Annotated in this window: 10 protein-coding genes; 6 read left to right on the forward strand and 4 right to left on the reverse strand. The window is 52.6% G+C overall.

Translation table 11 applies throughout. The features are described 5' to 3' along the window. Positions 1-2 precede the first annotated feature (2 nt). The 6 genes from DXB92_RS02920 to DXB92_RS02945 all read left to right on the forward strand — a co-directional run bounded on the left by DXB92_RS02920 (position 3) and on the right by DXB92_RS02945 (position 6,528). Complete coding sequence (locus DXB92_RS02920) at positions 3-1,379, forward strand: MBOAT family O-acyltransferase (protein ID WP_117732298.1); 1,377 nt, start codon at positions 3-5, stop codon at positions 1,377-1,379. Between the two features lie 15 nt (positions 1,380-1,394). Then, positions 1,395-2,546, forward strand: coding sequence for a DHHW family protein (locus tag DXB92_RS02925; protein ID WP_181976874.1), 1,152 nt, complete (start codon positions 1,395-1,397; stop codon positions 2,544-2,546). Then, the gene (locus tag DXB92_RS02930; protein ID WP_117732302.1) at positions 2,543-3,403 is read left to right on the forward strand and encodes a PHP domain-containing protein; all 861 of its coding nucleotides are present in this window, start codon (positions 2,543-2,545) and stop codon (positions 3,401-3,403) included. Before DXB92_RS02925 ends, DXB92_RS02930 begins: the two co-directional genes overlap by 4 nt. A gap of 57 nt (positions 3,404-3,460) precedes the next feature. Next, positions 3,461-4,747 carry a hypothetical protein gene (locus DXB92_RS02935; protein WP_117732304.1) on the forward strand — a complete coding sequence of 429 codons (1,287 nt, stop codon included), beginning with the start codon at positions 3,461-3,463 and terminating at the stop codon, positions 4,745-4,747. Between the two features lie 158 nt (positions 4,748-4,905). Beyond that, positions 4,906-5,934, forward strand: coding sequence for a 3-deoxy-7-phosphoheptulonate synthase (locus DXB92_RS02940; protein WP_181976875.1), 1,029 nt, complete (start codon positions 4,906-4,908; stop codon positions 5,932-5,934). 96 nt (positions 5,935-6,030) lie between these two features. Next, on the forward strand, positions 6,031-6,528 hold the full coding sequence (locus DXB92_RS02945) for an HD domain-containing protein (RefSeq protein WP_021681085.1): 498 nt from the start codon (positions 6,031-6,033) through the stop codon (positions 6,526-6,528). A gap of 229 nt (positions 6,529-6,757) precedes the next feature. Here the strand turns inward: DXB92_RS02945 and DXB92_RS02950 are convergent, their stop codons facing one another. From DXB92_RS02950 to trmB, 4 genes are all read right to left on the reverse strand, one after another. After that, a complete protein-coding gene (locus tag DXB92_RS02950; RefSeq protein ID WP_181976876.1) occupies positions 6,758-9,028 on the reverse strand; it encodes an ATP-dependent Clp protease ATP-binding subunit in 2,271 nt (756 codons plus the stop codon). A 608-nt stretch (positions 9,029-9,636) separates the two neighbouring features. Then, positions 9,637-11,058 (reverse strand): PLP-dependent aminotransferase family protein, encoded by a 1,422-nt coding sequence (locus DXB92_RS02960; RefSeq protein ID WP_117732310.1) that lies wholly within the window; start codon positions 11,056-11,058, stop codon positions 9,637-9,639. Beyond that, complete coding sequence (locus DXB92_RS02965) at positions 11,024-14,170, reverse strand: glycosyl hydrolase family 59 (RefSeq protein WP_181976877.1); 3,147 nt, start codon at positions 14,168-14,170, stop codon at positions 11,024-11,026. Before DXB92_RS02965 ends, DXB92_RS02960 begins: the two co-directional genes overlap by 35 nt. Positions 14,171-14,172: 2 nt before the next feature. Further along, positions 14,173-14,892, reverse strand: a complete 720-nt coding sequence (gene trmB / locus DXB92_RS02970; RefSeq protein WP_117732314.1) for a tRNA (guanosine(46)-N7)-methyltransferase TrmB — start codon at positions 14,890-14,892, stop codon at positions 14,173-14,175. Positions 14,893-14,946: the final 54 nt, after the last annotated feature.

Here is a 14,946-nt window from a genome sequence, read left to right on the forward strand (position 1 = left end):
CTATGCAATTTGCATCATTTACATTGATATTTCTGTTTTTGCCCATTACCATGCTGCTCTTTTACCTGACACCAAACCGCTGGAAACGGGAAGTCATGCTGGGCATCAGTCTGTTGTTTTTGTGCAGCGGCGGCTGGCTGGCGGCGGCGGTGGAAATTTTGCTGACAGCTCTGACCTATGGAGCAGGCTTGCTGCTGGAACATCTGCGGCAGCGAAAACACTTTTCCAGACTGGTTCTGACCGGCAGTATCCTGCTGCACTTCGGGGCACTGCTGCTGTTGCGAAGTGACTGGCTGTTTTCACTCAAGGCAGGGTGGTTTTCCGGAAAGTCGCTGTTCCCGCTGGGACTGGCATTTTTCACCCTGCAAAGCGTAGGGTATTGCATTGACGTGTTCCGCGGTAAGATACACGGTGAAAAAAACTGGCGGCAGCTGGGACTGTATCTGCTGTTTTATCCTCGCCTGATTATGGGACCGGTCGTGTCCTACAGCGTTGCGGTGAAGTCCCTGTGTACGCCGGTGTTTGACATTGCACGTGTGGGACAGGGCCTGCTGCGGTTTCTGGTAGGGCTGGGAAAAAAGCTGATTCTGGCGAACTGGCTGGGCATGCTGTTTCAGACGCTCTGTCAGGCAGACACCGGCACCTATTCTCTGATGCTGGTCTGGCTGGGAGCATTTGCCCAGCTGATGACCTTGTATCTGGAACTGTCCGGCTATGCAGATATGGCGATCGGCTTGGGGCTCTGCTATGGTGTCCGACTACCGGAAAGCTTCGGAAAGTCGCTGTTCTATCCGTCCATGGTGGCATTTGCTGACCAGTGGAACCGCACCGTAGTGCAGTGGTTCTCCCACTATGTGGGAACGCACTTCCGCGGGAAAAACCATTTTCTCTACCTTTTCGCCATGCTGGCAACATGGGGCTGTATCGGTCTTTGGTATGGCTTCCGGCTGCCGTCGCTGCTGTTCGGACTGCTGATCGGCGGGGCACTCTGGCTGGAGCATCTTCTCTGGAGAAACTCGTATCACTCTGTAATTCGCTATATCCTCACAGCGGTGCTGCTCTCGCTGGGAGCTGTGCTGCTGTCGCTGCCGGACTTGCAGTCCGTCTGGTCGTATGTCCGCATCATGGTAGGGACTGGCAGTCTGGCACCCACTGAAGCTGATGCAGACGTGCTGCGTGCGTATGGACTAATTTTTCTGGCTGCAGTCTACAGCGTGTCCGGAAATTGGCGGTACCTGCTGCGGCGGGCAGAGGAACAGTCCTGGTTCCGCCTGCTGCGGACACCGCTGACGCTGCTTGCTGCGTTGCTGCTTCTGGCAGCAAACACCGCCTTTCTGATACAGACCGGCGGTGCAGTGTCCATGCAGCTGTTGCTCTAAGGGAGGTGCATGCTCTTGAAAATCAAACAAGTCCGCCGCTGGAAAAAACAGACTGTGGCGGAGCAGGCAGGCATTGCACGGCGATTTTCCGGCAGACTGCTCTGGGCGGTTTTGCTGCTGGGTGGTATCGGCGGGCTAGTTTCTCTCGGCATGTCCCCGCAAACCAGCAGCCGGAACACTTCTGCTTCTTTTCTGGAAAAGGCAGATGCCAGGCTGACTGCGGCTCTGCCGGTGCGGGAACTGTTTCTGAAAACGTTGAGCAACGGTGTTGTTGCCACCGGCGGCAATCGTATCGGGGACGTGTATCTGACAAATGACCGGCTTCTGGAATGCCCGCAGTCGCTGGACACGGCGGCAATGACGGCTTCCGCAGATGCCATTGACCAGTTCTATCAGAGGTACCAGATTCCCACGACTGTGATTGCCGTACCGCCGGCAGGGGAGTTCTACGCGAGCGACCTGCTGGACGGTATGTCCTACCCGTCGCGGATGCCGGCAATCGAAAGCTTCTATCAGGCGATCGATTCGCCCATTCGAAAAATCGACGTGTACCATGTACTGTTTACCGCCACAGAGGACTATATCTATTACCGGACAGATGAGAAGTGGAGCTGCTACGGTGCCTACTGCGTCTACCGCAACGCCATTCAGCGAATGGGATTCGCTCCGATCTCCTATGACCAGTATGTGATTACGCACGCCGGCACATTTCGGGGAAACTTGTATGACAGTTGCTTGTACGACCGCGTAACGCCGGATATGATCGATGTTTACAGCGATGAGGACGGCAGCAAGGTAACAGATATGACTGCATATCCGGCAAACGGCGAACCGGAACAGCGGGAACTGTACCAAACGCAGCCTGACGGCACAGCAGATCTGAACACCTTTTATCTGGGAGAACCCTGTGAGAAACTGGTGATCCGGACAAACCTGAACAATCAGAAAAAACTGCTGCTGTTCAAGGACGATTACGCAGACTGTATGGTGCCGTTTTTGTTACAGCATTACAGTGAGATCTGTATACTGGAGGTCACCCAAATGGAACATGGTCTGTCAGAACTGGCAGATGTATCAGATTACACACAGGTGCTGATTCTCTGCGATGCAGACACTTTTGCAGACACCAAGACAGCATCTGCTTTTCGGGAGGGAAAGAACACATGATTGATTTGCACATGCACACCACTTGTTCCGACGGACAGTTTTCGCCGGAAGAAACCATGCGTATGGCACACGAAGCCGGCGTGACAGTTGCCGCCGTTACGGATCACGATACCGCATCGGGAATTTCGCGGGCAAGGGCAGCGGCGGAGCAGTACGGCATGACCTTTTTCTCCGGTATCGAAATCAGTGTACAGGGAGAAAAGGAACTGCATATTCTGGGATATGGGATCCAGCCAGAGAATGCGGCATTGCAGGCATTTTGCAAAAGGCATGCTGCCGACCGCAAGGAACGCTGCGGAAAAATGCTGGAATATCTGCACCGGCATGGCGTGCAGATCACGCTGGACGATGTCCGTCGCTGTAATGACGGAAAGACTTCCGGCAGACCGCATTTTGCACGGACATTGGTGGAACTGGGCTACGCCTCCTCGGTGCAGGACGCTTTTGAAAAATATCTGACCACACCGGAATTCTATGCCAAAGTAGAACGTCCGAAGCCTACGCCGGAGGAGGGAATCGGTGTGATTCAGAATGCCGGAGGCGTGGCGGTGCTGGCTCACCCGCACCAGCTGAAGCTGGAAAACAATGCATTGGAAGCAATGGTGGTACGGCTGAAAGCAGCAGGCTTGCAGGGCATCGAAGCCTATTACAGCCGCCACACGCCGTCGCAGACACAGTTTTATCTGCATCTGGCGGAAAAGTACGATTTGCTGTACACCTGCGGCTCTGACTATCACGGACCAGTCATCAAACCGGATATTGCACTGGGCACTGGAATTTCCAACAATCTTGGCATTTGTGACGAAAAAATTCCGGAACGGCTGTCTGCGGCAATCGCTGCAAAATGTTCCGCTTGACATTTTGGGCGATTCGTATTATAATAGACAGAGATTTTGACGATGGGAGGCAGTGCAATGGAGTTTCATAGAAAACATTCTGTGTGCTTTTTGCTGCTGGGAATGCTGTTCTGTACTGCTGGCTGCACTGCAACAGAGCAGGACTCCGCGGCAGAAAAGCCGAAAAAAATGACAGATCTGCCGCCGTTGGTAACAGAGATCTCCACAGAAGATACAACGGCGGAAATTTCCACAGAAACCACACTGGTGACCGAAGAAGCGGAATTGCCGGAACCGGTTTATCAGGCAAAGGTGACCGCGTGGGAACTGCCGGAGGAACTGGGCAGTCTGCAAGCAGTACGGGTATACCAGAACACAGTCTACCTGCTGGGTGTCCGGCAGAATGCGGCACAGCAGTCGGAAAGTGTACTCTATTGTGTATCAGAAGATGCGGAAAGTGCAGAACCAGTCTTTACGCCGCTGTACCCAAACAGCAATGCTTCTGATTTTGTGGGACTGACAGATTTCGACGTGCTCTCTGACGGCACGATCTGCGGGCTGCTCTGTGAAAACGCAGATGCAGTGCCCTATGAGGATCCGACATTCAACCCCGACGATTTCGACTGGGAATCTTATTACGAAAACTATGCTACTCAGTATCAGCTGGTATGGTATGACAAAAATGGTGTCATCTGCAAAAAGCTGGGACTTTCCACACTGCTGGATCTGGATGAAACCTCCAGACAGACGATGGCATTTACCGGTGTCCGCAGTGACGCTTCCGACCACATTTACCTGACGGCAACGATCGATGAATCTGACTGCCTGATGGCATTGGACGGCAATGGTAATCTCTGTCCGGTACAGGGCAATCACAAGAATATGCTTTCGCTGGAATCAGATTATCAGTGGATTCGGTGCAGTTCAGACGGAATGCTGCTGTTGGAATGCGATGCCGAAGATGTACAGCACCTGTCCCATGTTGTTGTAACAGATGGGGCACTCTGGAAAACACAGACGGCTGTTCCGGAACGCATGACCGCAGATACAATGCTGGCGGAGTCGGAAAATGATGACTTTGTGTACGGCATCTGGAACGCCTCCGGTCTGTTCCGCATGTCGGCAAAGAATGCCCTGCCGGAACTGCTCTATCGGTGGAGCGATGCCCACGTAGACTTTTCGAAGCTGGAACGTGTCATGATGCTGCCGGAAGAGGAAGTGCTTTTGTCTGCATACACGGCTCAGGGCAATTTGTCACTGGAGTTGTTGGAACCGGATATGAAAAACAAGGAGCCGGATTCTACCGAGCATGTGGAAGAAGAAACCACCGGCGAAACTGTTCCGGTCGCAACACCTGTAAGTTAAGGCAATACCGCACAAGCTATTTGCGGTGTTGCCCCCTTGCAATTTTCCGGTAAATATAGTATACTTATAAATGACATTGTTGTGCGGAACGGACAGGCTGCGGCAAAATGCCGAATACGCCGGCAGGATCGAATGCAATGAGAAAGAAGGACGAATACATGAATATGGAATTTATCAGAAAGCTGCCGATTCCGAAGGAACTGAAAGCCCAGTTCTCTCTGTCGGAAAAGCTGGTGAATGTCAAGGCGAAGCGTGATGCGGAGATCAAAAAGGTGTTTACCGGTGAATCCGACAAGAAGCTGCTGATTATCGGACCGTGCTCTGCGGATCGGGAAGACGCTGTTCTGGATTATGTCAGCCGTCTGGCAAAGGTACAGGAAAAGGTACAGGATAAGCTGCTTCTGATCCCGCGGATCTACACCAATAAGCCCCGCACCACTGGTGAAGGCTACAAGGGCATGGTGCACCAGCCGGATCCGGAGAAAAAGGAAGATATGCTGCAGGGACTGATCGCCATTCGCGAACTGCACACCCGTGCCATTGAGCAGACAGGTCTGACTTGTGCAGACGAAATGCTCTATCCGGAAAACCACCGGTATCTGTCTGATCTGCTGTCCTATGTTGCAATTGGTGCACGTTCGGTAGAGAACCAGCAGCACCGCCTGACTGCCAGTGGTCTGGATATTCCGGTGGGTATGAAGAACCCCACCGGCGGCGACCTGTCTGTTATGATGAATTCCCTGACTGCGGCACAGGCCTCTCACGTGTTCCTGTATCGCGGCTGGGAAGTCAAGTCTGCTGGAAATCCGCTGGCACACGCAATTCTCCGCGGTGCAGTAGATCCGCTGGGCAGAACGATTCCCAACTATCACTATGAAGATCTGATCACACTGTACGAACTGTATCAGAAGAAGAATTACCAGAATCCGGCTGTGATCGTAGATGCAAACCATGCCAATTCCGGCAAGAAGTATCTGGAACAGATCCGCATCTGCAACGAAGTACTGCACAGCTGCCGCCACAGCAAGGAAATCGCTTCTCTGGTAAAGGGTTTCATGATCGAAAGCTATATCGAAGACGGAGCACAGAAGATTGGCGAGGGTGTTTATGGTCGGTCAATCACGGATCCTTGTCTGGGCTGGGAAAAGTCCGAACGCCTGATTTACGATATTGCAGATCAGCTTTAAGGTGACAAAGTACCAGGCGTTGTACTTTGTTTCCTGCATGAGAGCGTGTTCCAAAAATGTGGAAACCAGCTCGAAAAGTGAAAGGAGCGAGGTCATATGGCATCAATGAGTCAGTTGACAATGGCAATGGTCACATTGTATAGCGGGGATCCCAAACGGATACAGCATTTTATGAAGGTGTATGCCTTTGCAAAAATGATTGCCGAAGAAGAACAGCTGGGAGCCAAACAGCGGGAGATCGTAGAAGCTGCGGCACTGGTGCATGACATCGGCATTCACGCGGCAGAAAAAAAATATCGTTCTGCCGCGGGAGAATATCAGGAAATCGAAGGACCACCCATTGCACGGGCAATGCTGATGGCACTGGATTTTTCGCCGGCACTCATTAACCGTGTCTGCGATATGGTGGCACATCATCATTCTTATGACAAGATCGACGAGGTGGATCTCCAGATTCTGATCGAAGCAGATTTCATGGTAAACGCCTATGAGGACGGTTTGCCGAAACGGAATATCAAGTCGTTTCGGGATAAGATCTTCCGGACAGAAACGGGGATCCACTACCTGAACGAATTGTTTGCTTTGGAAAACTAAGGGCAATACCGCACAAAGAGCGTCTGGCGACTTTGCACGCCATCTGCTTGCAAATTTCCCGTCATATTTCACAAAAATGCTCGTGAATACATCAAGTATTCACGAGCATTTTTGTTTCATCTGACGAAAAATTTGACGACGCATCTGTCGCACAATCTTTGTGCGGTATTGCCTAAGGACTATAAAAAATACCGGATACCGTATCGATCGAATACAGTATCCGGTATTTTTATGCCCGCAGCACCTTGTCCAGCACCACAAACTGCTGTTCCTTGGCAGTCAGACAAATTTCATCTCCTGCCTGTAACGCATTGTGCAGCATCTTGTCGGCAATGGGATTCTCCACCATGGTTGCCAGATACTGCTTCATGGGGCGTGCACCGTACTGGCGGATTTTCGGTGCGTTTGCCAGAAGCCGCACTGCGTCCGGTGTATACTCCATGGCGATTTCCATATGAGAGAGCCGCTGCTGCAATTCCTGTAACATGCGTTCTGCGATCTGGGACAAGCTTTCCTCCGACAGCTTCTGAAACCACAGTACACCGTCCAGCCGTCCCAGAAATTCCGGCGAGAAATGCCGCTTGAGTGCATCAGTGGCAGCAGCATTTCCGCCCTTGCCGGAATCGGGGAGAAATCCCAGCTGTTCACCAGTACGCAACGCTTCGCCGCCCAGATTGGAGGTCATGATCAGCAATGCATGGCGAAAGCTGGTCGTCCTGCCGCAGGAGTCCGTCAGAATGCCGTCCTCCATAATTTGCAGCAGCAGATTGCACACATCCGGGTGAGTCTTTTCGATCTCGTCGAACAGCACTACGCAATAAGGTCGCCGGCGAACCCGTTCGCAGAGCATGCCGCCGTCCTCAAATCCCACATATCCGGGAGGAGCACCGATCAGCTTGGAAACGGCATGCTTTTCCATGAATTCCGACATGTCAATACGAATCAGGCTTTCCTTGTCATCAAAGAGGTGTGCTGCCAGAGCACTTGCCAGAGCCGTTTTTCCCACGCCGGTGGGACCTGCAAAAAGAAATGCCCCGATGGGACGGGACTTGTCCTGTAAGCCGGTGCTTGCACGGCAGAGAGCCGCCGACAGTGTGTCCACTGCATCATCATGCCCGACCACCTGTTGTTTTAGTACGCTGCCCAGTGTCAGCAGCTTTTGCCGTTGTGCCTCCGTGATTTTTTCCGTGGGAATTCCTGTTCGCACAGACACAATGGCGGCAACATCGTCCTCCTCCACATCAGCGATTTCCGTGGTGTCCTTTTCCGCCTCCCATCGGATTCGGGCACGGGAGCATGCTTCGTCCAACAAGTCGATTGCCTTGTCGGGAAGAAACCGGTCGTGCAGATAGCGGTCTGCATAGTGAATTGCCGTGCGGAGAACGGTGTCTGAAATGTGCACCCGATGAAATTCCGCATAGGTTTCCCGCAATCCCTGCAGCATGGCGTAGCATTGTTCCGCAGAGGGTTCGTGGACTGTAACCGGCTGAAACCGCCGTTCCAAGGCACCGTCCTTTCCAATGGTCGCTCGGAATTCCTCTGGTGTGGTGGCACCGATCAGCCGAATTTCACCCCGTGCCAGCTGCGGTTTCAGCATGTTTGCTGCATCAATTGCACCTTCTGCGGCACCGGCTCCCACAATGGTGTGCAGCTCATCAATAAACAAAATGACATTGCCGTGCTCTGAAGCCTCTGCCAGACAGTTCTTGAGCCGTTCTTCAAAGTCGCCCCGATACTTTGCACCGGACAGCAATGCCGGCAGATCCAGTGCAAACAGCTGCATTTGCTGTAAGGACTCCGGCACGTCACCCTGTAAAATTTTTCTGGCGATGCCCTCCACGATTGCAGTTTTTCCAACGCCTGCTTCTCCGATCAGACAGGGGTTGTTTTTGGTGCGTCTGGAGAGAATGCGGATCATCTGCTGCAATTCTTTTTCCCGTCCGATCAGCGGATCATAGCGGTAAGGATTTGACGGATCTGTCATCAGCTTTCCGTACTGAAACAGTGCCGGACAATTTTTGCGGGAAAGGGTATCCATACGGTTTCGTTCCATTCGCACCCCATAGGCAGTGTCGCTGCTGCAAAGCGTGCAGAGTTGGTTCAGACTGACACCCAACTTCTTCAGAATGGTGACTGCACTGGAACAGGGGGCGTGGATAATTGCCAGCAGCAAATGTTCCGTTCCCGCCAGACAGCACCCCGCATCTCTGGCACGTTCCTTGGCATCTTCCAGAATTGCCACCAGCGAAGGGGTCAGACAATCCTCCTGTACCTGTGCAGGAATCCCGCGTCCCACCAGATCGACAATGCCGTTTCGCAGCCGTTCCGTGTTCAGCTGCTGTGCTGCCAATGCACTGGCAGCCGCATTGCCGCCCTCCTCCATCAGCCCCAGAAGCAGGTGCTCACTTCCAATATACGTGTGCCCGAACTCCTCCGCGGCGTGTATCGCTTCTTTCATGGCAAGGATCGCCTTGCCGGTAAAACCTTCTGTATATCGCATATTGCCGTTCCTTTCTGCCGTGTGTTCACACTTTATTTCTTTTGAACGGGACAAGTATAGCATATTTTTTCTGCAAGATTTGTCGAAGCAGTCACACTTTTTCTCCACGGGCATATGATGTACTATGAAACAGACAAAAAACAGTTTGTTTCAAATAAAACTGACACAAAGGAGTCGTGTATTATGTGTTTCGAAAATAATGGTGGATGCTGCTGGATTATCATTCTGCTCGTGATTCTGTTCTGCTGCTGCGGCAATGGCTGCGGTGGCGGCTGCAACAATGGTGGCTGCGGCTGTGGCTGCTAATTGCAGACACGCTGAAATGATCTGCTGATAAAAAAACAGGTGTGGGGAAGTCCCTGCACCTGTTTTTTGTTATTTTAAGGCAATACCGCACAAAGATTGTGCGACAGATGCGTCGTCAAATTTTTCGTCAGATGAAACAAAAAGCGGAGTGAATACTTGATGTATTCATGGGCATTTTTGTGAAATATGACGGGAAATTTGCAAGCAGATGGCGTGCAAAGTTGCCAGACGCTCTTTGTGCGGTATTGCCTTAAGGAAACACTGCAAGCAGATTGCGTGCAAAGCCGTCAGGCGGACTTTATTCAGTGTTTCCTTAAGAACGGCAGCCAGCTGTCCAGCAGCCGCATCGTACCTTGTTCCAGTTCCTCCGGCGAAAGACAGGCGTAGCCCAGTACGATCTGCGGCGTAGGCGGCACTGCCTGCGGCGTTTCATAGTAGTCGGAAAGCCCATAGACAACAACGTGTGCTTTCGCGGCAGCCTGTACCAGTTCCTGTTCCGTGCAGGGCAGCTGCACTTCCAGCAACAAGTGCAGTCCGGCAGCTTCTCCGCAGATGTGCAGATACGCTCCCAGCGGGTGAGAGCGAAGCAGTTCTGTCAGCCGCTTTTGCCGTTGGCGGTAGGTCTTTTTCATGCGGTTAAGGTGGCGTTCAAAATAGCCTTCCTGCAAAAAATGTACCAGCGTATACTGTTCAAAACAGGGGACACTGGACGAATAGAAAGAGAAGTCCTGTTCGAACTGTTTTGCCAAAGGCGGCGGCAGCACAACATAACCGATTCGCAGCGATGGTGCAAGGGTACGGGCGAATGTGTTCATGTAAATAACGTGCCCACTAGTGTCCATGCTGTACAGCGACGGCAGCGGCTTCCCCAGAAACCGCAGTTCGCTGTCATAGTCGTCCTCGATGAGGTAGCGGTCTGTCTGAGCACTTGCCCATGCCAGCAACTCTGCCCGTCTGCGTACCGGCATGATCATACCGGTGGGAAACTGGTGGGACGGTGTCACATGTGCCACGGAAGCACCGGATTGCTGTAGGGCTGCCAGTTGCAGCCCGTTTTGATCCATCGGCACATCGATCACCGAGGCACCGTTGCTGCGTAGAATGCGTTTGCCCTTGGAATAGCCGGGTTCTTCCACGGCATAGCGGCGAGACGCACCCAACAGCTGCACCAGAATCCCCAGCAGATATTCCGTACCGGCACCCACCAGAATTTGCTCCGGTGTCGCATGAATATCCCGAAACGCCCGCAGATGAGCCGCAATTGCCACCCGCAGTTCGTACAAGCCCATTGCCGGCGGCGATTGCAGCAGCTTTTCCTGTTTGGAGGAAAGCACCTGTCTGGAAAGCTTTGCCCATGTGGCAAAGGGAAACTGCTCCAGATCGACACCGCTGGTGGAAAAAACAATTCGGTCGTCCGGGTCAGTCTTTGTCGGCTGTGATGAGGGAAAAGCCGTTTCTTTTGGCATATGTGCCAGCAGTGGTGCATCCGGATCCACAAAGTAACCGGCACGTGGACGGGAATACAGATACCCCTCTGCCGCCAGCTGTTCATAGGCAGTCTGTACCGTCACTATGCTGGTTTGCAAGTGTGCGGAAAGAGCACGGCGGGAAGGGAGTTTCTCGTCAGGGTGCAGAACGCCCTGTGCAATATCCTCCCGAATGGCTGTGCAGATCTGCTGGTACAGTGGTTCAGGATTGCTGGGATTCAGCAGAATGGTCAGCATCTTGGTCGATTCCTTCGCCGTTCAGGAACTGCTGCATCTTGTCGGCAGACCATTCCATTTCCACATCAGAAGCCTTGGCAGCTTTCGCCTGTTCCTCCGAAGCGTCAAAGATCTCCGAAATTTCTTCTATAGACTGATTGGTGAGTGCATCATATTCCGACGAATGAGGCGACGTGCCGGACAGCACGTGGAAGATGTCCTCCGCCGACAGTTCACTTGCAGCATCTTCTGTAGCCGGCTGTTCTGTCGGATTTTGTTCCGGAGCAGCCGGTTCTTCTGCCTGCGGTTCTGCAACAGTATCTTCTGTTTCCGTTGCTGCCGCAGATGCTTCCGGAGCAGCCTCTGTGAAATCTGCATCATCTGCTGCCGGTACATCTGTATTTTCCGGAATTTCAGTTTCCGGAGTTTCTGCGGTTTCTTCCGGCTGTTCCGGTGTTTCTGTCGGTTCCGGCTGCTTCGGCGGCTCTGTGAATGGGTGTTTCAGGTGCCAGAGCATTTCGTCTGCGTCCATGAAGTCCGCACTGTCTTTCTGTACAGCCTGTGCCGCACGTTTTTGCCGCAGTTCAGCCGCAACCGTAGAACGAATATTTGCCGGAACGGTAAGCGTATCTGTCATGCGGGGATACATCTCCGGAATTTCCAGTACGTCCAGCTTGAACTTGCCGCCGGTGATAAAGACACGCATGCTGTGTGTGCCTTCCGGCAGCTGGTCAATGACCAGACAAGCCTGACGGGGCAGACAGCTGGGAACAAAGCAATTTTCGTACATGGTGTGTCCGTCGATCAATACCGTAAATTCTGCATTCTCCGCAGTACCAACAATAGCAATGCCGCTGCCCTCAAAGGTACAGGAGAATTCCGCACCGGTTTTCGCTTCCATAGAGGTGCGGTTGTAGAAGTGGTAGCTTTCCATGGCATGTACTTCCCAGTTTTCGTTGTACAAGATGCCGTTTCCGAAGCAGTCCACACGGCGGACATACGGCGGCTGTACCGAAGCCGGCTCCAGGTGAATGTTCCGGAACATATTCCATGCGTATTCACTGCAAAGGCTGGCACGACCGCTGTTGATCATACACTGCGGCGTATACTTTGCCAGGAAATTGCCGTTGATGAAGAAAAAGATCGCGTTGCCCAGTACCACCAGTTTCAGCTTGTTCCACTGTTTGGGGTCAATGTGCTGCGTGATGCCCTCTGCCGCGACGCTTTCCATATCCATTAGTTTCCAGCTGCCGTCGCCGTAAAGTCTGCCGCTGTAGCCGCACATGGAAGTGAACTCACAGGTGACAGTAGAATTATAGCGGATACCGATTCCGGCGAAGTTGTGTTCCTCCAGATTGGCAAGCTTCACTTCTGCCTCCATGCTGTAGCTTCTCCACTTGTCGTCGCCGAAGCAGGTCAGCGGCAGCGGTGTCCCGCGGAACCGCCAGTTGGTGGGCATGATCTGCGGCGTGATCTTCTGGCAGATCGCAAAGCCGTCCTCTGTTTCTACCAACTCGAACGCACCGCCCTGATCGGTCATGTATCTGGGAGCACAGCCGCGGACAGCTATTTCTTCTTTGGTGTACTGTAAATTTTCCGTGTAGGGAAGTGTCAGGCGGGAGGACAGATGCGGCTGTACTGCCGGAAATGTGTTCACGCCGTCCACCCAGCTCACGTCCATAGTCGTCACTGTCATAATGGAACGTGGCGGCACCTTAATGGTAAATGTGTCCCGATGATTCCGGATCGGTCGAATTTTCTTGCCGATACGGAACCAGTTGGCATCATACGCCTGTCTGCCGGAAGGACCTTTGGTGATAACACTGGAAAATACGGTAGGCTCAAATGCCATATCCTTGACCTGCACCGTATAAATGCGAACGTCCTCGCTTTCGTTGGTGAAGAACATGGACATTTCGCTGCGGTCCGGTGCCGTCAGCGTCATGAAATTGTGAGTGGTGTTGGCAATGGCATGATTTTCTTCGCCGTCCCCGTAGCAGGCACCGTTGACATACATCCAGCCCTTTCTGGCAAAACGGCTGAAATGCATTGCCAGCCAGAAACCAATATCCAGAACAAAGTGTCCGGACCACGGCTCCCAGGCCCGAATCAGCTGCTTCGGGGCATAGCAGGCACCGTCATAGTAAGCGGCAACTGCCGGCTGGAACTCGTACATGACCATTTTGCCGTTGTAATAGCTGTTGATGATACGGTTTGCCACATCGATAGGGCCATTTTTGCCCACCAGTCCGGACTCGTCTGCCTGTACTGTCAGTTCCGGTACATTGCAGGGGGCAATACCCTCGCTGTACCAGATCTCCTTGCCGTATGCTTCGTTCAGCAGATTGGTATAAGAATCCCCGAATGTGGTGTAGTGCAAGCCGATGACATCGACTGCATTTCGCAGAACGCTGTTGTCCACCATTTGTTCCGCGATGTTCCGCGTGCCGACCTCGTCAGAGGCGATCAGCTTGATTTTGCTGTAGTCATAGGGGGCATTTTTTTCGTTGTCCAGCATGTGCCGCAGGTAGAGGATCCACGCCTCGTCCGGTGTATCCGTTTCGTTCTGGTCTGCACTGATATAGTCGAATTTCAGCCCGTACACCGCATAAGCTGCGTCCAGTGTTTCCTTGTACCAGCGGTATCTGGCACGCAGTCCGTGTTCCTGACTGATGACAAACGCATCTGTGACCCACTTCGGCTCGCCCCAGCGGAGCATGTCGATGGTAATATCCGGATTGATTGCCTTGGCATCTGCGGCAAACTGGAATCCGGCACCGCGTGTCACGTCTGCCGGTTCATTCAGGGAACGCTTGGTGCAGGGCTCTGTGCCGGAGGAGGAATTGACATCTGCTCCCAGTTCCAGCTTGATGTGTGTCAGACCGGCACCATAATCCTTCTGAAACAGCAGCCGCATGATCTCCTCATAGGCATGAGGGTGTTCTACTTTATAGTCCAGCAGCAGGCGGGAGGAATTGTTGCCGCTGACACAGCCCAGTCCACGATAACAAGCGGCAGGGTTTTCATTTGCCTGTGTGCCGTCTGCAAGGACTTCCATCGGTGTAATGGTTGAGCGTTCTTTGAAGTTTGAAAAATGGTTGACAATCTTGTTGTTTTTCATGGAAAAGTCCATTGTCATCGTTTCCTTTCGCTATATTTTTCACTGTATTGCAGCAGTTCCCGCAGAGATTCTTCCGAAACACTGGGATCCGGTTCTGCAATGAGAAACTTGATCTTTTTTCCCATTTCGTCGAACATGTGTTCGTGTTCGGTTTCGAAGTACCGCAAAGTCGGTTCGCTATGGAGATCACGGGTCATTGTCGTAATGCGGAATCCCGCTTCCGGAAAATATTCCAGCGACTCCTCAAATAATTCGTCATCGTCAGTTTTGAACCAGATTTCCCCGTCCAGCAGCATGCGGTACTGCACCAGCTGCCGCGGGTGTGTCAGCCGGCGTTTCTTGTGCTTGCCCCGCGGCCACGGATTGCAGAAATTGATGTAGATTCGATCCAGCCGGTCTGTTTCAGCAAAACATTCCCGCAGGTACATAATATTATCGATCATAACGCGGACATTGTCCAGCGGCAGCTGCTGTTCGGCATAGGCGGCTTCCAGCTTTCGCTTTGCCAGTACCAGCATTTCATTTTTGATGTCAATGGCGATGTAATTGTATTCCGGATTGGCAGGAGCCTCCTGTGCAATAAAGCCGCCCTTGCCGCAGCCCAGTTCCAGCCGCAGCGGCTGTGCCTTTGGAAATTGTGCCTGCCATTGTCCTTTGCAGGCTTTGGGATCAGAGATATAAAACGGGCATGCTTCCAGTTCCGGCTTTGCCCAAGGTTTACAGCGAATTCGCATGAAAAAGTGTCAATCCTTTCGGTTTCTAGGGAAAATCTGCAAGCAGATTGCATG

This window comes from Ruminococcus sp. OM06-36AC (assembly GCF_003438725.1).
GTDB lineage: Bacteria > Bacillota > Clostridia > Oscillospirales > Ruminococcaceae > Ruminococcus_C > Ruminococcus_C callidus.